The sequence below is a fragment of the Aestuariibacter sp. GS-14 genome (assembly GCF_006494365.1).
Lineage (GTDB): Bacteria > Pseudomonadota > Gammaproteobacteria > Enterobacterales > Alteromonadaceae > Alteromonas > Alteromonas mangrovi.
In genome coordinates this window covers 23,844-46,259 of record NZ_VHIP01000008.1, presented here as the reverse complement: position 1 = coordinate 46,259, position 22,416 = coordinate 23,844, and the positions used below count along the sequence as shown (strand labels likewise).

The 22,416-nt window shown below is 48.9% G+C and carries 20 protein-coding genes; 6 read left to right on the top strand and 14 right to left on the bottom strand.

The window, feature by feature from the left end; translation table 11 throughout:
* Positions 1 to 36: 36 nt before the first annotated feature.
* The 8 genes from acnD to FJ444_RS13725 form a co-directional block, all read right to left on the bottom strand.
* Positions 37 to 2,628 (bottom strand): Fe/S-dependent 2-methylisocitrate dehydratase AcnD, encoded by a 2,592-nt coding sequence (gene acnD / locus FJ444_RS13760; RefSeq protein WP_140959056.1) that lies wholly within the window; start codon positions 2,626 to 2,628, stop codon positions 37 to 39.
* A gap of 68 nt (positions 2,629 to 2,696) precedes the next feature.
* Positions 2,697 to 3,821 carry a 2-methylcitrate synthase gene (gene prpC / locus FJ444_RS13755; RefSeq protein ID WP_140959054.1) on the bottom strand — a complete coding sequence of 375 codons (1,125 nt, stop codon included), beginning with the start codon at positions 3,819 to 3,821 and terminating at the stop codon, positions 2,697 to 2,699.
* Positions 3,822 to 3,917: 96 nt separating this feature from the next.
* Positions 3,918 to 4,796 carry a methylisocitrate lyase gene (prpB, locus tag FJ444_RS13750; protein WP_140959052.1) on the bottom strand — a complete coding sequence of 293 codons (879 nt, stop codon included), beginning with the start codon at positions 4,794 to 4,796 and terminating at the stop codon, positions 3,918 to 3,920.
* Between the two features lie 17 nt (positions 4,797 to 4,813).
* Complete coding sequence (locus FJ444_RS13745) at positions 4,814 to 5,476, bottom strand: GntR family transcriptional regulator (RefSeq protein ID WP_140959333.1); 663 nt, start codon at positions 5,474 to 5,476, stop codon at positions 4,814 to 4,816.
* Between the two features lie 345 nt (positions 5,477 to 5,821).
* The gene (locus FJ444_RS13740; protein WP_140959050.1) at positions 5,822 to 6,430 is read right to left on the bottom strand and encodes a BON domain-containing protein; all 609 of its coding nucleotides are present in this window, start codon (positions 6,428 to 6,430) and stop codon (positions 5,822 to 5,824) included.
* A complete protein-coding gene (locus tag FJ444_RS13735) occupies positions 6,411 to 7,010 on the bottom strand; it encodes a phosphoheptose isomerase (protein ID WP_140959048.1) in 600 nt (199 codons plus the stop codon). The genes FJ444_RS13740 and FJ444_RS13735 overlap by 20 nt, the downstream gene beginning before the upstream one ends.
* A gap of 45 nt (positions 7,011 to 7,055) precedes the next feature.
* Positions 7,056 to 7,406, bottom strand: a complete 351-nt coding sequence (locus FJ444_RS13730) for a YraN family protein (protein WP_255439178.1) — start codon at positions 7,404 to 7,406, stop codon at positions 7,056 to 7,058.
* Positions 7,403 to 9,310 (bottom strand): penicillin-binding protein activator, encoded by a 1,908-nt coding sequence (locus tag FJ444_RS13725; RefSeq protein ID WP_181405164.1) that lies wholly within the window; start codon positions 9,308 to 9,310, stop codon positions 7,403 to 7,405. Before FJ444_RS13725 ends, FJ444_RS13730 begins: the two co-directional genes overlap by 4 nt.
* 247 nt (positions 9,311 to 9,557) lie before the next feature.
* Here FJ444_RS13725 and rsmI point away from each other — a divergent pair, with 247 nt between their 5' ends.
* Positions 9,558 to 10,391 carry a 16S rRNA (cytidine(1402)-2'-O)-methyltransferase gene (gene rsmI, locus FJ444_RS13720; RefSeq protein WP_140959044.1) on the top strand — a complete coding sequence of 278 codons (834 nt, stop codon included), beginning with the start codon at positions 9,558 to 9,560 and terminating at the stop codon, positions 10,389 to 10,391.
* A 177-nt stretch (positions 10,392 to 10,568) separates the two neighbouring features.
* Positions 10,569 to 10,835, top strand: a complete 267-nt coding sequence (locus FJ444_RS13715; RefSeq protein WP_140959042.1) for a hypothetical protein — start codon at positions 10,569 to 10,571, stop codon at positions 10,833 to 10,835.
* Between the two features lie 36 nt (positions 10,836 to 10,871).
* Here the strand turns inward: FJ444_RS13715 and nspC are convergent, their stop codons facing one another.
* The 4 genes from nspC to FJ444_RS13695 all read right to left on the bottom strand — a co-directional run bounded on the left by nspC (position 10,872) and on the right by FJ444_RS13695 (position 14,739).
* Positions 10,872 to 12,002 carry a carboxynorspermidine decarboxylase gene (gene nspC / locus FJ444_RS13710; protein ID WP_140959040.1) on the bottom strand — a complete coding sequence of 377 codons (1,131 nt, stop codon included), beginning with the start codon at positions 12,000 to 12,002 and terminating at the stop codon, positions 10,872 to 10,874.
* 15 nt (positions 12,003 to 12,017) lie between these two features.
* The gene (locus FJ444_RS13705; protein WP_140959038.1) at positions 12,018 to 13,220 is read right to left on the bottom strand and encodes a saccharopine dehydrogenase family protein; all 1,203 of its coding nucleotides are present in this window, start codon (positions 13,218 to 13,220) and stop codon (positions 12,018 to 12,020) included.
* A 115-nt stretch (positions 13,221 to 13,335) separates the two neighbouring features.
* On the bottom strand, positions 13,336 to 13,743 hold the full coding sequence (locus tag FJ444_RS13700) for a hypothetical protein (RefSeq protein ID WP_140959036.1): 408 nt from the start codon (positions 13,741 to 13,743) through the stop codon (positions 13,336 to 13,338).
* A gap of 99 nt (positions 13,744 to 13,842) precedes the next feature.
* Positions 13,843 to 14,739, bottom strand: a complete 897-nt coding sequence (locus tag FJ444_RS13695) for a 1-aminocyclopropane-1-carboxylate deaminase/D-cysteine desulfhydrase (protein ID WP_140959034.1) — start codon at positions 14,737 to 14,739, stop codon at positions 13,843 to 13,845.
* A gap of 221 nt (positions 14,740 to 14,960) precedes the next feature.
* Here FJ444_RS13695 and FJ444_RS13690 point away from each other — a divergent pair, with 221 nt between their 5' ends.
* From FJ444_RS13690 to FJ444_RS13680, 3 genes are read left to right on the top strand one after another with little or no spacing between them, the layout of a single operon-like run.
* Positions 14,961 to 15,428 (top strand): chalcone isomerase family protein, encoded by a 468-nt coding sequence (locus FJ444_RS13690; protein ID WP_255439177.1) that lies wholly within the window; start codon positions 14,961 to 14,963, stop codon positions 15,426 to 15,428.
* Entirely contained in the window at positions 15,428 to 15,955 is a 528-nt protein-coding gene (locus FJ444_RS13685) for a DUF3833 domain-containing protein (protein WP_140959032.1), read from the top strand. Before FJ444_RS13690 ends, FJ444_RS13685 begins: the two co-directional genes overlap by 1 nt.
* Before the next feature lie 55 nt (positions 15,956 to 16,010).
* Complete coding sequence (locus FJ444_RS13680; RefSeq protein ID WP_140959030.1) at positions 16,011 to 16,394, top strand: MAPEG family protein; 384 nt, start codon at positions 16,011 to 16,013, stop codon at positions 16,392 to 16,394.
* Positions 16,395 to 16,512: 118 nt separating this feature from the next.
* On the opposite strand, the gene aceK is transcribed toward FJ444_RS13680, so the two are convergent.
* Positions 16,513 to 18,291, bottom strand: a complete 1,779-nt coding sequence (gene aceK, locus FJ444_RS13675; RefSeq protein WP_255439176.1) for a bifunctional isocitrate dehydrogenase kinase/phosphatase — start codon at positions 18,289 to 18,291, stop codon at positions 16,513 to 16,515.
* Positions 18,292 to 18,439: 148 nt separating this feature from the next.
* Between aceK and FJ444_RS13670 the strand changes: the two genes are divergently transcribed.
* Positions 18,440 to 18,829, top strand: a complete 390-nt coding sequence (locus tag FJ444_RS13670) for an STAS/SEC14 domain-containing protein (protein WP_140959028.1) — start codon at positions 18,440 to 18,442, stop codon at positions 18,827 to 18,829.
* A gap of 8 nt (positions 18,830 to 18,837) precedes the next feature.
* Here FJ444_RS13670 and FJ444_RS13665 read toward each other — a convergent pair whose 3' ends face one another.
* Entirely contained in the window at positions 18,838 to 22,230 is a 3,393-nt protein-coding gene (locus FJ444_RS13665) for an ATP-binding protein (protein WP_181405163.1), read from the bottom strand.
* Positions 22,231 to 22,416: the final 186 nt, after the last annotated feature.

The window sequence follows — 22,416 nt, the reverse complement described above, 5'->3', positions numbered from 1 at the left end:
TCCGTACTGTCGTTGGCTTGGTTAGTTCGCCTGATTTTAGTTTGTCTGGCCTTCGAGGAAATCCTTGGCAAAGCGTTGCAGCACACCGCCTGCTTCGTAAATCGACACTTCTTCTGCGGTGTCCAGACGACAGGTTACCGGTACTTCAACGCACTCGCCGTTGGTACGGTTAATTACCAGTGTTAGTGTTGTACCTGGCGTTCTATCGCCTTTTACATCGTAGGTTTCGGTACCATCAAGACCCAGGGTGATACGGTTGGTGCCCGCTTTAAACTCCAGTGGCAACACACCCATACCTATCAGGTTGGTGCGGTGAATGCGCTCAAAGCCTTCAGCTACAATCACTTCAACACCGGCAAGACGCACGCCTTTGGCGGCCCAGTCCCGTGAAGAGCCCTGACCATAGTCAGCACCGGCCACAATGATCAGCGGCTGTTTGCGTTCCATATAGGTTTCAATGGCTTCCCACATGCGGGTAACTTTGCCTTCTGGTTCAATGCGCGCCAATGAGCCTTGCTTCACCTTGCCATTTTCCTTCACCATTTCATTGAACAGTTTAGGGTTAGCCAGGGTTGCGCGCTGGGCGGTGAGGTGATCTCCGCGGTGCGTGGCGTAAGAGTTAAAGTCTTCTTCCGGCAAGCCCATTTTAGCCAGGTATTCACCCGCCGCACTGCTCGCCAGAATGGCATTAGACGGAGACAAGTGGTCGGTAGTGATATTGTCGGGCAGTATTGCCAGCGGACGCATACCGGTAAGTGTGCGTTCTGCCGCCAATGCGCCTTCCCAATAGGGCGGGCGACGGATGTAAGTACTCATTTCACGCCATTGGTACAGCGGGTCAATGTGCTCGCCATAATCAACAGACAGGTCAAACATGGGTTCGTACACCTGACGGAATTGCTCTGGTTTTACAGAGGTTTTTACTACCGCATCGATTTCTTCATCGGTAGGCCAGATGTCTTTGAGTGTGACCGGATTGCCATTCTGGTCAAAGCCCAGTGGATCTTTTTCAATATCCACGCGTACGGTACCGGCAATGGCGTAAGCGACCACCAGGGGCGGTGATGCCAGGAATGCCTGCTTGGCATAGGGGTGAATACGGCCGTCGAAGTTACGGTTACCCGACAGTACGGCGGTGGCGTAGAGGTCACGGTCGATGATTTCTTGCTGGATGACCGGGTCCAGTGCGCCACTCATGCCGTTACAGGTTGTACAGGCAAAGGCGACTACACCAAAGCCGAGCTTCTCAAGGTCAGGCAGTAGTCCGGATTCTTCCAGGTACATTTTCACCACTTTGGAACCCGGTGCCAACGAGGATTTTACCCAGGGCTGCCGAACCAGGCCTTTGGCGTTGGCGTTGCGGGCCAGCAGGCCTGCCGCAATAACGTTACGCGGGTTACTGGTGTTGGTGCAACTGGTGATAGCAGCAATGATTACTGCGCCGTCCGGCATTAAACCATCTTGCTTTTCAAATTTTCCGGCAATGCCACGCGCTGCCAATTCGCTGGTGGGCAAACGGGCATGCGGGTTTGACGGGCCGGCCATGTTGCGGGTAACAGACGATAAATCAAATGTCAGCACGCGCTCATACTCTGCGCCAGTTAAGGTATCAGCCCATAAGCCAGCTTGTTTGGCGTAGGTTTCTACCAGTTTCACCTGAGCGGCATCGCGGCCAGTTAAGGTGAGGTAATCCAGTGTTTGCTGATCGATGTAGAACATCGCAGCAGTGGCACCGTACTCTGGCGTCATGTTGGAAATGGTGGCGCGGTCGCCCAGGGTCAGGTGGGTAGTGCCTTCGCCATAGAATTCCAGGTAAGCTGACACAACGCGTTCTTTGCGCAAAAACTCGGTAAGCGCTAATACAATATCGGTAGCGGTGATACCGGGCTGTGGTTTGCCAGTTAGTTCAACGCCCACAATGTCGGGTAAGCGCATATAAGACGCGCGGCCTAGCATTACGCTTTCTGCTTCTAAACCGCCTACGCCTACTGCAATAACGCCCAGCGCATCAACGTGAGGGGTATGGCTGTCGGTGCCTACCAGTGTATCGGGGAAGGCAACGCCGTCTTTGGCGTGTACCACCGGTGACATTTTTTCCAGGTTGATCTGGTGCATGATGCCGTTGCCTGGCGGGATCACATCCACATTTTTGAACGCGGTTTTGGTCCAGTTTATGAAGTGGAAACGGTCGTCGTTACGGCGATCTTCAATGGCGCGATTTTTCTCAAAGGCGTCGGGTTCGAAACCAGCGTGCTCAACGGCCAGTGAGTGGTCCACAATTAACTGTGTAGGCACTACCGGGTTAACTTTAGACGGGTCACCACCTTGTTCGGCAATGGCGTCACGCAAGCCTGCTAAGTCGACCAGTGCGGTTTGACCCAGAATGTCATGGCACACTACCCGGGCCGGAAACCACGGGAAGTCCAGATCGCGTTTACGGTCGATTAACTGAATTAACGAATCGCGCAGTGTTTCTGGTGGGCAACGGCGTACCAGGTTTTCCGCATGGACGCGCGACGTGTAGGGCAGCGTGTCGAAAGCGCCGGGTTTAATGGCATTAACGGCTTCCTTTGCGTCGAAAAAATCTAATGTTGTGCCTGTCAGGTTCTTTCTGTATTGGGTATTCATGAGGGTTCCACACGGTCTGGTAAAGACCGCTTCGACGGTATGAAGCGGTCGCTCTGTGTAATTGATGCTTACGCGCGCTCTGCAATAGGAGTAACTGCGCGTAATTCTTCACCGGTATATTCTGCTGAGGGGCGAATAATACGGTTGTCGGCGCGTTGTTCCATTACGTGAGCGGCCCAGCCTGTTAGTCGTGACATTACGAAAATGGGCGTAAACAACTTGGTTGGGATGCCCATGAAGTGATAGGCCGATGCATGGAAAAAGTCGGCATTACAGAACAGTTTCTTCTCGCGCCACATAACTTCTTCGCAACGCACTGAAACCGGGTAAAGCACCTCGTCGCCTACGTCTTTTGCGAGTTTTTCAGACCAGCCTTTGATGATCTCGTTTCGAGGATCGGATTCTGAGTAAATCGCGTGACCAAAGCCCATGATTTTTTCTTTGCGAGCCAGTTTGCCCATCATTTCTTCTTCAGCGTGATCGGCCGAGGTAAAGCCTTCAATCATTTCCATCGCCGCTTCGTTCGCACCGCCATGCAGTGGGCCGCGCAGAGAGCCAATCGCACCTGTGATACACGAGTGCATATCAGAAAGCGTTGAAGCACATACGCGCGCTGTGAACGTTGAGGCATTAAATTCGTGCTCTGCATACAGAATTAACGATACGTGCATAACCTGCTCGTGCAATTCGTTAGGCTTTTCGCCGTGCAATAAGTGCAGGAAGTGTGCGCCAATAGAGTCATCGTCGGTTTCAACGTCTACTTTCACGCCGTCGTGAGTAAAGCGGTACCAGTAGCAAATAATACTTGGGAAACAAGCCAGCATGCGGTCGGTAACGGCGTCCTGCTCGCTGAAGTCGCTCTCCATTTCCAGGTTGCCCAGCATCGAACAACCGGTGCGCAGTACGTCCATTGGGTGAGCATTAGCCGGAATGCGTTCCAGTACGTCTTTCAGAGCCTGGGGTAAGCCACGCATGCCTTTCAGCTTGGCTTTGTATGCGTCGAGTTCCTGTTGGTTAGGCAGCTTGCCTTTTAAAATGAGATAGGCAACTTCTTCGAACTGGCAATTGTTGGCGAGATCCTTTACGTCGTAGCCACGGTACGTCAGGCCTGAGCCCGAAACACCTACCGTTGAAAGGGCTGTTTTACCGGCAACCTGTCCACGCAAACCTGCGCCACTTAGAGCTTTAGCCATTGTTTATCTCCTCGTTAATTTTTTTGTAGGGTACAGTTGTATCAGCCAGCACTAAGGTCATTCTTAGCCTTAATTGGGCAATGCTGGCTGTGGTAATTACTTGTTCTTGCCTTCAGCAAACAGTGCGTCGAGTTTTTGCTCGTAATCGTGGTAGCCCAGATAATCATAAAGCTCCATGCGCGTTTGCATCATGTCGACAACCGCTTTTTGGTCGCCGTTGTTAAGAATAGACTGATACACCATTTCCGCTGCTTTGTTCATGGCGCGGAACGCACTCAGCGGATACAGCACCATAGCGGCGCCCCATTCACCTAGTTGCTCTTTGTTCCACAGCTCGGTTTGACCGAATTCGGTGATGTTGGCCAGAATGGGTACGTCCAGTGCGTCTGCGAATGCGCGGTAGTGCTCTTCGGTTTTTACCGCTTCGGCGAAAATGCCGTCTGCACCCGCTGCGACATAGGCTTTGGCGCGTTCAATGGCCTTTTCCAAGCCTTCCTGAGCAAATGCATCGGTGCGGGCCATAATGAAGAAATCAGGATCGGTGCGCGCGTCAACCGCGGCCTTGATGCGATCAACCATCTCTTCGGTAGACACGATTTCTTTGTTAGGGCGGTGACCACAACGCTTCTGGGCAACCTGGTCTTCCATGTGTACTGCTGCAGCACCGGCCTTTTCCATGTCTTTAATGGTTTTGGCAATGTTAAATGCGCCACCCCAGCCGGTATCGATGTCCACTAACAGTGGCAAATCACACGCAGAGGTAATGCGCTGAACGTCGGCAATTACGTCGTTCAATGATGTCATGCCCAAATCAGGTAAACCGTAAGAGGCGTTGGCAACACCGCCGCCAGACAGGTAGATGGCCTGATGACCAATGCGTTTTGCCATCATGGCACTGTAGGCGTTGATGGTACCTACGATTTGCAAAGGCTTGTTATCTGCCAGAGCTTGTCGGAATTTTTTGCCTGCGCTCATTAAGAGTTCTCCTGTCTTTAGGATTGAAGCAACTTGCGTTCAATGTTGTTTTTTGAATACAAAATGTGACGGCGCATGAGTATTTCAGCCAGCTCTTCATCGCGGTTGGCAATGGCCTGTACCACATGTTTGTGTTCGTCGAAAGCGGTGGTAACCCTTGGTCCCGCCATGCCCAGTTGTACCCGGTACATGCGTATCAGGTGGTATATACCGTTGATCAGTACTTCAATAAGGTGCTGATTTTTACTGCCAAGAATAATGCGATAGTGGAAATCCAAATCGCCGGCTTCCTGGTAATAGCTGTTGCCGTCTTTTACGGTCTGAAAATGATTGTCTAACAATGAGGTGAGGTCAGCGATTTCATCGTCTGACATATTTTTTGCGGCAAGTCTGGCGGCCATGCCTTCCAGCGCTTCGCGCACCTGATAGAGTTGAATCAGGCCCGCTGGCGTTAACGACACCACGCGCGCGCCCACATTCGCACGACGCTCAACCAGATGACAGGCTTCCAGGCGGTTAATGGCCTCCCGGATCACCGCGCGGCTAACCTGGTACTTTGTCGACAGTTCGGTTTCACTTAACTTGCTACCAGATGGAATTACACCTTCCACAATATCGCTGCGAAGCTGGAAGAATGTCTTGTCGGCACTGGTTACTGCTTGTTCTGTAATCACCGCTATACTCACACGAATTCACTGTTATTCAGAGGAATGTCGACAATATAGCGTTCGTTAGGGGTTTAGTCAACCCGCTAATCGATGGATTGTCGACAAAGCAGACATTGCTACTCGCCCTCAAGTTGTTTGCATAAAACCGAAAACAAGCTGGAAAGCAAGCGTTTAGCGCGCTGAGTGAGTATAACGAACAGAATCAGACTTAACCGGTGATACCACCAAAGTATTAGGTGTCTTGCGTTTCTTGTTATGCGGGTTGGGATGTGTTGTTGTTTAGAAAGGAATTCAAAAATAAATAAGCCTGCAGGGCGCAGGCTCTTTGATAACAGCGGAACAGAAACTATCAGCAACTCACTGATAAATCTCGAAAGCCCGTATAACCCTGGCTACACCGTCTACGTGGCGGGCAATTTCCACCGCGGCAGTGGCTTCCTGATTGGTGACCAAACCCATTAAAAATACTTCCGAGTCTTCAACGATAATACTCACCTGCGAGGTGGGCACCTGATCTGATGCCAGAATTTTTGTGCGAATTTTGGTGGCCAGCCAGCGGTCGTATATTACTGTTGATGGCGCAATAGGCTCACCCACGCGAATTTGATTGTGGATTTTCTGAATGTAGCTGATGCTTTTAATCAGTGCTTCTGCCTGTGCAATCGCTTCCTGACTGGGCGCCTGACCCGTTAACAGGGCAACGCGATTGTATACCGTAACTTCCACATTGCCATTTTCCCGCAAATTGTCGTTATCGCCAATGAGTCGCGATGCTTTGCTCTCGGCGTTCATGTCGTCCAATTGGGTACCAGCAGTACGCCGGTCAACCGACACCGATACTGCCGTTGCACTCACTGCACCGACAGCTACAACGGCGCAGCCGTTCAACTGGCCAAGCAGTAACACTGAACCAAACGCTAACAGTAAGCGTTTGGTTTGTTGCCAATTACATATCGTCGAAATCATGGGCCGGGAATAAACTGTTATCAATACACTCGCATAAACAGTGAATCGCAAGAAGGTGCACTTCCTGTATGCGAGCGGTTCGGTTAGAGGGGACGCGAATTTCCACGTCGTGTTCACTTAAAAAGCCTGCCATTTCACCGCCGTCTTTGCCGGTTAGCGCAACAATAGTCATATCGCGGGATAACGCAGCTTCCATGGCGTTAATCACATTTCGGCTGTTACCACTGGTAGAAATTGCCAGCAGGATGTCACCGGGTTGTCCTAACGCTCTTACTTGCTTAGAGAAAATCTCATCGTAGCTGTAATCGTTCGAAATAGAGGTGATTGTAGAGGTATCGGTAGACAGTGCGATAGCCGGTAAGCTTGGGCGATCCCGTTCAAACCGGTTGAGCATTTCAGATGAAAAATGCTGGGCATCACCTGCTGATCCACCGTTTCCACAACTGAGGATTTTGTGGCCGTGGATCAGGGCATCTACCATCATATTGGCGGCTTTTTCAATGGCAGCCGGTAACATTTCAGATGCTGCAATTTTGGTTTGGATACTTTCTGTAAAATTAGCTTTTATATTTTCAATCATTGATTTGCAAAGGTTCAAATGAAATACAACAGACACATTAGTGCATCAGACACCAATGTTCTTTATCCAGTTCACTTCTTTATTGTCGATTACAAGAGCGTCCAGACGCATAGGCGCCATGGCCGGATTTACGCCATTATCACTTAAATAACGTTGAAAGGCAGCACCCATTCTGCGGATTTTTGCTGCGCTGATAGTCTCTGCGGCGCTGCCGTAATGGCTCTGGCGGCGAAATTTCACTTCTACGCATACCCAGGTCTGGTTGTCTCGCATGATGAGATCTAACTCTCCGCCGCGGTAACAAACGTTTTGTGCAACCAGTGTGAGCCCTTGCTGCTGAAGGTATTTACAGGCCTGTGATTCCTGAGCAAATCCAATCAGCCGGGCTGTTTTCACTGGGTACCAACCAGTTGAATGGCTTCCTGGTTAACCACGGCTTCAGGCAGTTTTCTCACCACTTCACGCTGACCGTTTATTTTAAGTGTGCCGGTAAGGCCCTGATATTCCAGTTGAGGCAGCCACACCATTTGACCCAGTAATGGAATGATATTGTAAGCATCCACACCAAAGGCAAACAGGCGTTGTAAGCTGGTTGGGCGCTGTGGCCAAAGCTCCTTGGTAAGCGCCTCGAGTTGTTTGTTGGGGTTGGTTGGCAACACCCATGGCATATCTAAGAAATGCAGGTTTTGTAAGTCGCGCCACTGATTGCGTGATTTGCTGTAATCCACCGATCGCGAGGTGGCAAAAACGGGCACAGATTCACCATTAAAAGGGCTTATGCTGGCTTCGATAACCGGGTTCAGTAGTTCGGTTTGCTCTGGCGAGGCGAAAACCACGATAGCATCAATGTCTAACCGGTTTCTGGGCAAATTGTACAGTTCATCGTCTACAAAGCCCTGAATTTCTTTGATGCGTTCTTTGCTTTGGGCAACATCCAGTGCTTCCTGAATACCGTCGCGCAGGCCCGCGTTGTCGGTATAGGTTACCAGCGTAGGTGCACTGTGCTGATGACTGGCCAACCCAGCCGTGAGCTTTGCCCATTGATCAATGAAGGCTTCCTGCATTCGTTGATGCAGGGATTGTTCAGAGGCAACCAGAATAGGAGCCGATTTGCCTTTCTCGAAAACCTCGTTGGCCAGCTGACGAGCCTCATCTTCCGGTGCCAGTGCATAAAAAATTTGCACCCCAAATGATGAAGGCAGCAGTTCTTCCGATGCCTGCGCCAAAGGCGAAAGGGGAGCGTCAGGGCGATTCAGTGCCAGCATCTTTACTTTAGGCGAGAGCAGCGGCAGCAGCGCATCCACGTTTTCTTTTAATAGCGGCCCAATTACCCAGTCTGCTTCGGCGGCAATCGCTGCCAGTTGTTCTGGGGTTGTACTATTGGTATCTACAAACTGTAACAGGGGAATTTGATTTGCGCGCTGTGCACTCTGATCGTTAAAGTAGGCGGCCAGAATGCCTTCCTTTATGGCCATGCCGGTTGCTTGCAAGCGGCCACTCAATGGCAAAAATACGGCTACATTGTCGCGCCTTACCGGCTCAAGGTCGGTTACTTTGGTTAGCGATTCTGGCCAGTAAGTCACTAATGGATGGCCACGGTAGACTTGTCTGAAATTGATGAGTTGCTGAATCAGATTGGCTTGATCAAAGCCATGTTCCCGCACCAGTTGTTTAAGTGACACAAACGGCGTTACGGCCTTTAATCTGGCAACACCTGCTTCGTCTTTTACAGAGGCTCGGTTTACCCAGTTCCAGGCCTGGTTAACAATGTCAGGGGTGATGTCGGTGCTTTGCAATAAGGCGTCAGTTGCCTGTAACCACTGGCCCAGCCGCGCATACTGATTGGCTTTTATGGCAAATTGTTGCTGCCGTAAGTGCGCATCGGATAACGATCCAGACAATAACGCCAGAATTTGCTCGCTACTTACTTTGGGGTCGTCAGCGTACTGATGCGCTAATAACAGGTTGTAACGAGCCTGCAGATTGGCTGGCAGCGATGCGTTGCGCAGTGAGTAGACGATTTGTTGGGCTTTTAGGGATTCACCAGCCGATTGCCACAACTCTGCCGCCTGAATAAGATAATCCTGAGCCTGGGTGTTGGCGCTATCTGTTTGCCAGTGTTGTTCGGCCAGAATAATTAAGGCTTCCGGACTTAATTGTTCTGATACGTCCTCACTCGCTGGCGTTTCTACCGGCGCTACGCGCGAGGGGAGCGTACGAGTAACCGGGGTTGACCCGCAACCACTCAGAATAAGTAGTGTGCTGGTTACAAACAGTATCGAAGTGCTCAATCGAACCATAATCATCCTGCAAATGTTCAATGAAGAATCTGCCCGGCGGCGCGCGGCGGATTGCAATACTGCCAGTGTAACTGACTCGCCGATAAAATCTAAGCACTATTGGCAAATACGGACTTAGGATCAGGGTAATTTACAGCGTAATTCATGGCTCAATTCACGGTTCAATTCAGGCTAAAACTCAGTAGTAGGTTTTAACCTGCCACGCATCAGGGTATATTACGCGCAATTTACTGCCCGGATTACACCCATGAGTTCAGCTCCTCTTTACATTGTGCCTACCCCCATTGGCAATCTTCAGGACATCACCCAGCGTGCCATCGACGTGTTATCGTCGGTTGCCTGGATTGCTGCCGAAGATACCCGGCACAGCGCAAAGTTGCTGCAGCACTTCAGAATTCAGGCCAAAACCCTGTCTTTGCACGACCACAATGAAGACAGTCGCAGCCAGATGTTGTGTCAAAAGTTGCTTAACGGCGAAACGGTGGCGTTGATCAGTGACGCAGGTACACCACTAATCAGCGATCCCGGGTATAAGCTGGTGAGTCGCTGCAGAGATCAGGGTATTGATGTGATTGCGCTGCCTGGTCCTTGTGCGGCAATTACCGCCCTTAGCGCTTCGGGGCTGGCTACTGATAAATTTATTTTTGAAGGTTTTTTACCAGCTAAAACCGTGGCACGTCAAACGGTACTGGAAGCACTGACTTCCCGCCCTCATACCACGGTGTTTTACGAAGCACCTCGACGGGTACTGGATACCCTTAAAGACGTGCAGGCCGTTTTGGGCGATGCGCGCCATATCGTACTGGCAAAAGAACTGACCAAAACATTCGAACGTTATATCAGTGGCAATGCGCAAACGGTTATCGACTGGCTGGAAGCGGATGCCGTGCATCAAAAAGGCGAGTTTGTGCTTATGATAGACGGTGTGCAAATTGAAAAAAATGACATTCCGGCAGACGCTATGTCATTGCTAAAACGCCTGAAGGCTGACCTTCCGCTAAAAAAAGCGGCTGCTATTGTTGCAGATCATTATCAGCTAAAGAAAAACGCTTTGTACCAGGCCGGATTGGACCTAGAATAATTTCAAACAACGCGTGTTAATTAAAACGTGAGTAACACGCGAGCCAATAATAAATCGCCCTGCAATTGTCTACTGTGCTGAACATTCAAACTAGCGTATGTGCGTTGGTTTGATTTCAGTTCAGCGTTTCTTATCAGGTCATATCGATATTCGGGTAACACCCAGGGAGAGTTTTTCATGCGCGAAAAGCAGCTATCAATTGATATTGAACGCGGAAACTGGCTGGTGGATGTAATAGATGAGCACATCGATGACGGCATTTACGAGTTGGTTTCGCCAGTAAGAAGTACCACCTTGCACCTTCACGAAGACCATATTTACGGTTTTCAGTACAGTATTGTGGGCAAAACAAACGCGCCGTTCACCATTAAGTTAAACGATGAAGTGCTGGCCGAAGGCAGAATTGGGGAGAGCGGAATCAAGCGGGGCAGAGGGATCTTGTAAAAAAATGGGCAGCCTGTTGCTGCCCATTGAAAATACTTAAGACAATTTGCCTTTAAAGTCGCTGTAGTCGAACTGACGAACCAGCTCAAAGGTGTTGTCGCTGCGCAAAATACCAATAGACGGATGTTCCACACCATTGAAGAAGGTGGTTTTCACCATGGTGTAATGCATCATGTCCTCAAATTGCAGACGATCGCCAATGTTCAGTGGTTTGTCGAAGCTATAAACGTCAATCACATCACCGGCCAGGCAGGAATTCCCACCCAGTTTGTAATCATAGGCTTTTTCGCCAGGCAATGCCGCATTCAGGATGGCCGGGCGATAAGGCATTTCCAGCACGTCTGGCATGTGCGCTGTGGCAGAAATGTCCAGAATCGCAATCTTGCCTTCGTTTTCAACAATGTCTACCACTTCGGCAATCAGCGGTCCGGTTTGCCAGGCTACCGCCGAACCAGGCTCTAAAATAACGTCCAGGTTTGGGTAACGGGCCTTAAAGTCTTTCAGCGTGTTGATCAGATGGTCAACATTATAACCTGCGCGGGTCATTAAATGGCCGCCGCCCAGATTTAACCACTTGAGTTGCCCGAACCACTTACCAAAGCGCACTTCCAGTGCTTTGAGCGTGCGCTCGGTAGCAAACGAATCACACTCGCACAGGTTGTGACAGTGAAAGCCTTCAATACCGGTGAGATCTACCCCTTCAAGCTCCGCTGCGCGAATACCCAGGCGGGAGCCCGGCGCAGCAGGGTCGTACAGCGGTGTTTCTGCTTCCTGATGCTCAGGGTTTACGCGTAAGCCCTGAGACACCCCTGGCAATTGGTTTTTGTAGCGTTGCCACTGTCCTAAACTGTTAAACGAGATATGGTTAACAAGCTTGGCCAGTTCCACCATGTCCTGCGGTTTATAGGCAGGTGAAAAGGCATGCACTTCTTTGCCCATTTCACTGGCCAGTTTCGCTTCCCAAACTGAACTGGCAGTAGCACCGTGCAGATAGGGTTTAATAATGTCGAAACTGGACCACATGGAGAAGCCTTTCAGCGCCAGAATGATGCGCGCACCGGACTCATCCTGTACGCGTTTCATCAGCTCGAGGTTGCGCACCAATTTAGCTTCTTCCAGCACGTAGCAGGGCGAAGGGATCTCGGTACGCTGGGTTAAATCAGTCAAAGCTGCTCTCCCAGATTATTCGGCAAACGGGCTGGCGTCACACTCAATCACATGCCATGGCAAGCCATGCTTGTTCAATTCATCCATGAATGGATCCGGATCGAATTGCTCCATGTTCCATACGCCAGGCTTGTGCCACTTGCCCTGTAACATCATCATCGCGCCAATCATTGCAGGTACACCGGTGGTGTACGACACTGCCTGTGCGCCTACTTCTTCATTACATACTGCGTGGTCACAGTTGTTGTAAATAAAGATAGTCTTTTCTTTGCCGTCTTTCACGCCGGTAATGTATGTACCGATACAGGTCATGCCTGTGTAGCCTTCCGCCAGAGAACCTGGGTTAGGTAATACGGCTTTCAGGAACTCAAGCGGAACGATTTTCTGGCCCTGGAACTCTACCGGCTGAATACTGGTCATGCCAATGCCTTCCAGTACGCGAAGGTGGTTCAGGTAAGCGTCGCCAAAGGTCATCCAGAAACGCGCGCGTTTCAGGGTAGGGAAATGCTTAACAATGGATTCCAGCTCTTCGTGGAACATCAGGTATGACGCACGCACACCGATATTCTGGTAATCCAGATCTTCACGTACGCTCAGCGGATCGGTTTCTTTCCATTCGCCATCTTCCCAGAAGCGGCCGCGCTGGGTTATTTCACGAATGTTGATTTCAGGGTTGAAGTTGGTTGCAAACGCCTGGCCGTGGTCGCCGCCGTTACAATCAACGATATCCAGGTAGTGGATCTCGTCGAAGTAGTGCTTGGCAGCATAGGCGGTGTATACGTTGGTTACACCCGGATCGAAACCACTGCCCAGCAGCGCCATAATGCCTGCTTCTTTAAACTTATCCTGGTATGCCCATTGCCAGCTGTATTCAAATTTGGCTTCGTCTTTTGGCTCGTAATTCGCGGTATCCAGATAGTCTGTTTTGGTTGCCAGACATGCGTCCATAATGGGCAGGTCCTGATACGGCAGGGCCAGGTTAACCACCAGGTCTGGTTTAACCTGATTAATTAAAGCTTCAACCGCTTTTGCATCGTCTGCATCTACAGCAAACACGCCTTTTACGCGGTCTGCACCCACTTCTTTTTGCAGCGCTTCACATTTTGAAACGGTGCGGCTGGCCAGGTAAATTTCATCGAAATACTCTGGTAATCGGGCACATTTTTTTATGGTTACTGTCGCGACGCCACCGGCACCAATAATCAAAACACGAGACATATTTTTATCCCTTCTATCTTGGAGGTAAGTTTGGGGTGAATGCTAACAGACACCCGAAAATTGGCAAGCAAAGTCGTGTGTCTGTGGTGATAAAACTAACCGCTTTTTGTGACAGTTATTTTTCGATTAAAGGAGGCGCCAGAATAATGCGTTGGTTGCTCCTGTAATAGGGATATACCACCGAGCGTTCAGGTTTATTGGGTTCACACAACGTTATAACAATAGCATCTTGTGCCTGTTTGTCGTTGATTTCTATTTGTGCGGCGTAAACGAGGGTAGCATAGGCGTCGCTGTCGGTTATATTATCGATGATACGCCATTGCAGATGTTCCATTAACTGCATTTCGCTCGGGTTTTCTAAACCATAGTCGTCGGAGAACAAGCATCCAATCCGGCCATTTTCATAAATAGCAGCGAAAGGGTAGAACGAATTTTCCATACCCAGCAGCACCTTACACAGCACTAACGCGCGGTCAATCAGCAGCTGACTGGGGCGGGAAAAGCCGGTATGGACATCGCTCATATTGGATTCCTGACGTAGTTAATAGGGTACTTATGTGCTTGGTTATGTAACGGAATACCTGGGTTTTCAGATCACTTTGCTGCCTTTATTCACAAGTGTTCACGCGTCCTTTCGCGCGCCTTGGAGCCCCCCCGTGTGCACGATCAGAAGGTTTGTTCCTTCGGCAAACTTATTCTGTGCAAGAAGTACTTTTAGCGCAAAAAACACCTTACCGCTGTATACGGGTTCAAGGGGAAGCTGATAGCGTTCCCAGGCGGTATTGATAAACGCGGTGAGCTCGCTTCCCGACTTAGCGTAACCACCGTGGTGGAATGCGTGTTCGATCTGCCAGTTACTACAGCAACCTTCGGGCAAAAATTGCTCAACCAGTGACTCAAGATAACCAACCCCTTTCAGAACTGCAATACCCAGAGCGTGTTGTTTTGGTGTTAATGCGGTAATTAACCCTGCCAGTGTAGCACCGCTGGCTACCGGGCTCATCACCACGTCGAACGTTTGCTGGGATTCGAGTAACGTTTGTTGCACCCCTGCTAATGCCAGTTGCTGGGTTCCGCCCTCGGGCACAATAGTGGCTAAGGGGTACAAGTTTTGTAAAGACGTTAAATAAGCAGGGTCGTGGCGACGATGGTATTCCAGTTTGGTGATATACCTGATTGTAACTCCCCAACTCGCCAAATCCTGAAGCATAGGGGTGGGATGCAGCGAATAATCGCCGCGCACCATTGCTGTAAAGGGAATATTCAGTTGTGCGCAGCAATAACCTAAAGCATGCAGGTGGTTCGAAAATCCGCCTCCAAAGCTAATAATTTCTCGTGGAAGGGTATCGGCATTAGCAAACAGCCCACTCAATTTCCGCCATTTATTACCCGACACAACAGGGTGAATGAGATCATCCCGTTTAATGTAGATATTCACTTTTTCGGCGCCCGGCCAGTCTGGCTTAAAACGCTGCACGGGCGACGGAAGCGCAATATTGAGATGTTGAGCGATAGTCATTGTGGCTTACTTCACCGCCCTTATCGACGTTTAGCGTTGTGTTTCAAACTGAGTGATCAATTTACTCTCAGTCTGGGTATAAGGTGCATAGTGTAAAATTAACTGCGTGCAAAGTGAAATTACAACCTCTCTCAGTAAATTCAAGCTTGCGGTGTATGACTGCCGTATGGTTATTAACGCTAATGTGTTGGGTGCCACCAACCATGGCCCGGAGCGATAATGTGAGCAATGCGTTTATTTCGCAAGACGTACCTGGTGCGAAAGCAGTCGGCAGCGCACGTTTTTCTGTGTTGTTTTGGGATGTGTACGATGCAGTGTTGCTGGCGCCCGATGGCAAATGGGCATCGCAACCGCCCTATGCATTGTCGTTAACGTATCTCAGAGACTTTGACGGCAAGGATATTGCCGCGCGCTCAGTGAAAGAAATGCGCAGGCAGTCTGGCGTTACCAGTACGCAACTCGAAAACTGGCTAAAACTGATGGAAGGCGTGTTCCCCAATGTAAAACGCGGCGATACGCTGACCGGCGTTTATTTACCCAACGGCAGTGCCCGTTTTTTCCACAACGGCCAATTGGCTGGCGATGTGACCGATACGGGATTCGCCAATCATTTTTTTGGTATCTGGCTTGGCGATCAAACCAGCGAGCCCGAATTTCGCGATAAACTATTAGCAGGAGCAACCAGGTAATGCGTTACTTATTGGGGTTATTGTTGTGTATTGGCATGGCGGGGTGTAGCGTTTCAATTGAGGGTGATATATACAAGCAACAAACACCTGAGTTTTCCCTGGAGCAGTTTTTTACCGGTGAGGTAAAAGCTTGGGGGATTGTGCAAAACCGCTCAGGCGAAGTCCTTCAGCGTTTTACGGTGGATATTAGCGGCACCAAAGACGGTAACGTGCTGGTGTTAGACGAGCGCTTTACGTATTCGTTGGGCGAAGGGCCAGCATCGAGAATATGGAGAATCACTCCGCAAACCAATGGCACCTACACCGGACAGGCGTCAGACATACTTGATGTTGCTACAGGTACTCCTTATGGCAACGCATTCAATTTTACGTATTCTATGGACTTGCCGGTTGATGATACTACTTACACAGTGGCATTTGACGATTGGTTCTGGGCGCTGGACAATGACACACTAATGAATCGCTCGTACATTAAAAAGTTCGGTCTGGTGATGGCGGAAGTGACCATTTTTATGCAGCGCCAATAGCCAATAGTTAATAGTAAAAAGTAAGTACCATTACATTATTCATGGAGTGAATCTGATGACGTTATTCCTGTCTTGTCTGCTGATTGTATGCATTATGCCGTTTCTCGCAAAAATACCGCTGGCGGTGGCAATGCATCGGCATGGCGGATACAACAATTCGCTGCCCCGTGAACAGCAACAACAGCTCAAAGGCTTTGGCGCGCGTGCAACTGCCGCGCATTACAATTGTTTTGAAGCCATTACTTACTTTGCACCAGCAGCGTTAGTAGTGCTGGCTACCTCGTCGGTTGGATCCTTACATGTTGCATTAGCGGCTAGTTTTGTGGTGTGTCGGTTGGTATATTTGCTTTGTTACTGGTACGCGTGGGATACCCTTCGCAGTGTAGCTTTTGTTGTAGGGCTGGCATTAAGCGTAGGGCTATTCTTTACTGCATTCTAATGCAAGCGCACGTTCAGTTACCCCGCGCTAACGCTCAAACGCACGGGGTTAACGCGAGCGCTGTTTCGAAAAGTTAAACAGGCGACAGTAGTTACTTTCAACCGTAAAACAATGGCTGTTATTCGCTGGTTTGCGTTGGCTCGGCTGGCTTCGACGGCTTGGAATCGGCGCCCGCCAACCTGTCCGGACGACGGCTAAAGCGCCGCGACTGCGGATAAGGCGTAAAGTTATGAATTTCCCCTTTTGAGGTTTCCTTCTGAACGCGTCGCCAGTATTCCGGCGTCATTAAGTCACCGTGCTTAGCCTTTAACATTTCTTTAAATGGCCGCTTGCCCACAATGAAATGTTCGAACTGCTCGGGGAAAACGTCATTGGGAGCAACCGACAAGGTATCCAGCGCATAAGGATCGTCAGACTTGGGGATGTCTCTGAAATTGCGCTCGCTCATATAACAAATTTCGTCGTAATCATAAAAAATCACCCGGCCGTGACGGGTAATGCCGAAGTTTTTGTGCAACATATCGCCGGGAAATATGTTCGCCATGGCAATTTGTTTAATACAGGTGCCAAGTTCATCAATGGCGTTTTCGAGTTTCTGCGGGTCGGTTTCCTGTTGCAGAAACAGGTTTAGCGGCGTCATTTTTCGTTCAATATACAAATGCTTGATCACCAGTTCATCGCCAGTTATTTCAACACTGGAGGCACAGGTTTCCTGTAATTCTGCTAATAAGTCCGGATGAACACGTTGCAGCGGGAAGCGAAAGTTAACGTATTCGTGAGTATCGGCCATACGGCCGACCCGGTCTGACATTTTCACCAGTTTGTAGCGGTCTATTACGTGCTCCCGGGTGATTTTCTTACTCTCGGCAAATTCGTCTTTGATGATTTTAAATACCACGCCGTAGGATGGCAGGTGGAACACCATCATCACCAAACCCCGAATGCCAGGCGCAATTTCGAAGGCGTCGACAGACTTTTCCATATGTTGCAGAAAGTTGCGATAAAACACGGTTTTACCGTGTTTGTAATGGCCAAGTGCAATGTAAAGTTCGAACACCTTTTTGTTTGGCATTAATTCGTGCAAGTAGGCTACCAGCTCACCCGGATACTGCGTGTCTGCCATAAAGTAGGAGCGGGCAAAACCAAAGATAACACTGAGATCATGCCGTTCTGTGAGCAGTGCATCCACAAATAAGGCGTTGGTGTCGTTGGTTTGTAGTGCAATCACGAACGGCAGCGTTTGCTCCGGCATGCGAATCCGGCCAATTAAATAGGCCGCTTTACCCCGGTAAAATACGGACTTCAGCATTTCTACGGCAGTGACACTGGCTAATTCTTCCTTGCTCAGTCGGTCGCGAAGGGCGTCGTCGAGGTACTGCATGTCGCGCGCCCGATCTTCAAAGGGAATGTTAAACCGGTAGCAGGCAAAAATGGCTTCATACATTTCGCGCACTGTGGTTTTGGTATCAAAGCTGTGAATAACTTTTGCGCGGTCCTGGCCGGGTAAAAAGCATCGACTTGGCAACACAAACATAATGTTGTTGTCGATAGAACGGTGTCGGAAAACCTTACCCACAACCGAGTTGTAGAAGGTTTCGGCCAGTTCATACTGAGGATGGTTTTCGATCAGATTGGCAAATGCCGCTTTTAACGCATACCAGAATTCAACGTCTTTTTGGTGAACGATGATCTGCTCGTACATGTCGGCAACCGCCTCGGCCAGGCTTTGCTCGTAAATACTGATGCGTTCTTTCGACGCAGCCAACGCATCGCGCCAGTGGCCTTTCTCAAAACGCTCTTGTGCGCCTCGGGTGATGCGACTGAACCAGCGATAGTTTTTGTCGAAGCTGGTCATGATCTGGTAGGCCATCTTTTTGGCTTGGGCGTGCTCTGTCACGGTATCACTCAATGTTGCTAATTGGTATTACCTTACCACATGACTTTACGCAGGCGAACGGGACCGCTATTTTTGTTGATTTATGTCAGCATAGAGATGGCGAATATTCGCTAGTGTGATGTCTTTCAGTCAGACATAGGGGTTGGCGATGAGCAACACCCATAGCGTTTCGCATAGCGTTTCAATTGGAATAGAGCGATTTCAACATACCTTGTATATCACTATGAAAGCCGTTGGTAAGCTTACGCATGCCGACTATCAGGCGTTTACACCGTTACTTGAAGGCGCTATAGGCACCATAGCACAACCTAAAGTCCGCTTATTGATGGACGCCACCGAATTTACCGGATGGGAACTGAGAGCGGCGTGGGACGACTTGAAGATTGGTTTAAAGCACGGCAATGAGTTTGAAAAAATAGCCATTGTCGGTCATGCCGACTGGCAGGCGCTTATGGCAACATTGGGTGATTGGTTTATTGGTGGCGAAGTCAATTATTTTACTGACCCCGCCGAAGCAATAAACTGGTTATGCGAATAACACAACACTCAGTGGCCATCAGGGTGTTGTGCACGCAAATGTAGCACCAAATCATTGAAGTGTTGTTGGGCGGTATTCAATAATTCGATAACGTCGGGGTTGGCACTTTTGGCGAGTGCCTCAAGCGTTTTCAGGGTGTTACAGAATTGCTCAGCGCCCAATTCTGCGGTTTGCCCTTTTAGCTTGTGACTGCGTTGACGAATCGTTTCAAAGTCGCGTTGTTGAATTGCCTCTGAAAGCTCGTTAAATAGCGTGTCTGCATTAGCTAGAAATAAACTCACCAATTTATTTAACAGTGCTTCGTTGTTCATCAAACGTGAAAGTGCCTCTTCTTTGTTCCAAAGTGAAGAGCTTTCGGGAGCCGTTTGAGATGTATCGGATTCAGGCTTACTACTTTGGCTCTCAGTTATCGAAGGCGGGTACACAAAACTGCTATCGTACTTTAATAGCCAGGCTACGGTAAGCTTTACAAATTCGTTTGGGTCGAGTGGTTTGGTTATAAAGTCGTTCATGCCTGAACTTAAGCACTTGTCCTTCTCGCCTTTTAACGCATTTGCGGTCATGGCAATGATAGGAATCGTTGCGACTTTTTCCCCTGCATTACCCTGACGAATTAATTCCGTTGTTTGGTAGCCGCTGATACCAGGCATGTTGCAGTCCATCAAAATAGCGTGAATTGCTTTGCCGGAGTGTTTAAAACTGGAGAGCAGCGCAATGGCATCCTCGCCTGAACTGGCGGTTATAACGTTAATTGGCAAGCTCGATAATAAACTGGCAGCAACCTCCAGGTTTATATCATTGTCGTCTACGATGAGCAGTGTTTTAGTTGCCAGAATGCGTAAATTCTCATCCTGTAATTTAATATCATCTGTTCTGGAATGATACCCGTTATCGTAGCCAAAACCCGCCTGATGTTCTGGCACTTTTAGCACTTTGGCAATTAATTCATTTCGCATAAGCGGTTTGGTGAGATAGTGAATTGATTCGCTTTGCATGCTAGCGGGTTGGGTGAACTGGCGCAGAACAAACAATTGTACGGATGCCTTAAGTGCCTGTAATTGATGGCAAAGTTCTTCTGCCTGCGTCAAGGGTAAATCAATGATTATATTGGCAGGCAAATTGTCGGCTGTTGTTGGCATTTCGTCCATTGAAAAAATGCGTGAAGTGCCTTCTAAATTCTGTACCGTTTTCGCGATAATAGAAGCCGACTGCGTTGAACTGGCGAATATACCAAATACTGCACCACGAAACAGCGTAAGTTCAGCGTTATCGAATTCAGTCCAGTCGCTGGATGACAGCGTAATATCAACCGTTGTGCCTTTGTGTTGCGCAGAAGACAAAGCAATATTACCACCCAGCAAATTAACCAGTTGTTTGCAGATCATTAAACCTAATCCAGTGCCGCCATAACGAGTTGATATCTGGCTATTCGCTTGCTGAAAAGCGTTAAACAACCTAGGGATTTTACTTTTTTCGATCCCAATTCCCGTATCGGTAACAGAGACGGTCAACAGACCATTTTGGTTTGTTATCTTAGAGGTAACCGTTACCGTTACTGAACCTGATTCAGTAAATTTAATTGCGTTGCCAATAATATTATTGAGGATTTGCGCGATGCGATGGGGATCACTATTGAACTCCCGAAAACGTATAGCCGATGTATCCAGGTAAAACTCCAGCCCCTTTTCGGCGGCTTTCATTGCATGAGGAATAATCTGGCTGTTAACCAGAGTTTCAGGATTAAATGGTTTGCATTCTAGATCCAGCTTACCGGCTTCAATTTTCGATAAGTCCAGAATGTCATTGATCAGTGTGGTTAAGTTAGATGCGCTGATCGCTGCCATATTGATAAATTTTGAAGTTTCAGGTTGCAGTTTCTGACGCTGCAGCATGGTGAGTGCGCCAAGTATGCCATTGAGTGGCGTGCGCATTTCATGACTGATATTAGAGATAAACTGGCTTTTTACTTTACTGTTTTCAACTGCTTCGTTGCGCGCTAATTCGAGTTCCTGGGTACGCTGGGCTATCTTGCTTTCCAATATTTGGTTGATATTGGCTGCTTCTTCTTTGGCCCGGATGTCCTGAGTAATGTCACGGAAAAACAAGGCCAATGCCGAGACGCCCTTTGTTTGTTTAATAACGCATTTACTGCAGTGGTAGTGAATATCTTCCTGCTGTTTTCGCCAGACAATGTCAATATCCGCATCTTCATTGTTCAGGATGACTTCGATAGGGGTTTCGGTAAACGGGTTAAAGTAATCGTGCAGCGTTTCACCTACTAACTGACCTTTGTCTGTACCGAGCATTTTTTCTGCAGCGAAGTTACACGACGTTATAGCGCCGGTTGTATCAAGCGTAATAATTGCATCAGTTGCCCCCGTTACAACAGCTTGCGCTTCTGCTCTTGCCTCAGCCAGTTTGCGATTTTTGCTGGCGGAGCGGTTTAATATCGTTAGTGCTAACAGAAATATCAGTAAAATTAAGCCTGTGCCGGAATAAAAGGTTAAGCGGCGACCCCAAAGAAACGACGACAGCCAGGTATTGTCGCTAAAAATAGAGATTGTGAGCGGATAAGCTTCATATCCCGACGGCACCAGAATGCTTTCGCTCGACACGTAGTATTGCTCACTCGGATCAGCCTTATTGGTAACCCGTCTCAGTTTGTTGGGGAGTAATACGTTATCTGTGTAAACAGCGTTATAGGTTTTCTCTGGTGCTAAGTCCTTGGTAAAATACAGGGCCTGGTTGAAGTGATTCAGAAAAAATCCATCCGCATCGTTATAGACAAGGTGCTGACCAGGAACGATCAATGCTTCGGTTGAACTAAACAGCACGTTGAGGTTCTTGTTAAGCACCAGAAAGGCAAACAGCTCGCCTTGCTCTGAATATACTGGAAGAATAAAGCGCACGGTGGGCTCATAAGGCATGCTCAGTTCATCGTGCTCGCGATTGAGGTTTATACCAGAAATATACAATTGTTCGCGTTTGAGTTGTCTGGCGACCTCTATATAGTCTCTGCCACTCTTGTCCTGAAGCATTTGTGCGCCAATAGTACGCACGTCGCCTCTGACTCTGTCTACCCTGATAAACTCCTCACCCGAATCTGCATAAATTAATCGGACTTGTGAGTATTGCTCATTGTTTTTTAAAAAGGCTACAAAGATCGTTTCCAGCCGGTACCGCCAGCCGTCAAAGCTGGTGTTATCATGCCGGTCTATGCGTTCTGGGTCTTCGGCTGCCCTCACTAAGCCGCTGATTGGCGGCGTAGAATAAAGAAAGTAGATAGCATTAACAGAATCATTCAGCCTGCTGGTTATATCCGATTTAATCTCACGCAGGTTTACCTGGTGCTGCCTGGCAAGGTCGGTAAAAGCTTCGCGCTCAATGTATCTTTCGTGCATGAAAGACATACCAGCTAGAAGAGCCACTAATGCGAGTAACCATAAGGAATTACTTTTAACACTGCTCAATTTAACCTGCCTGAAAAAATATCGTCTCAAAAATTTAGTGTAACCCCAGCATTCTCCTATACTCATTCAAGACGCATATTCATTGTTGACTGATCCCGCCTGAGCCGATTTTGAGGC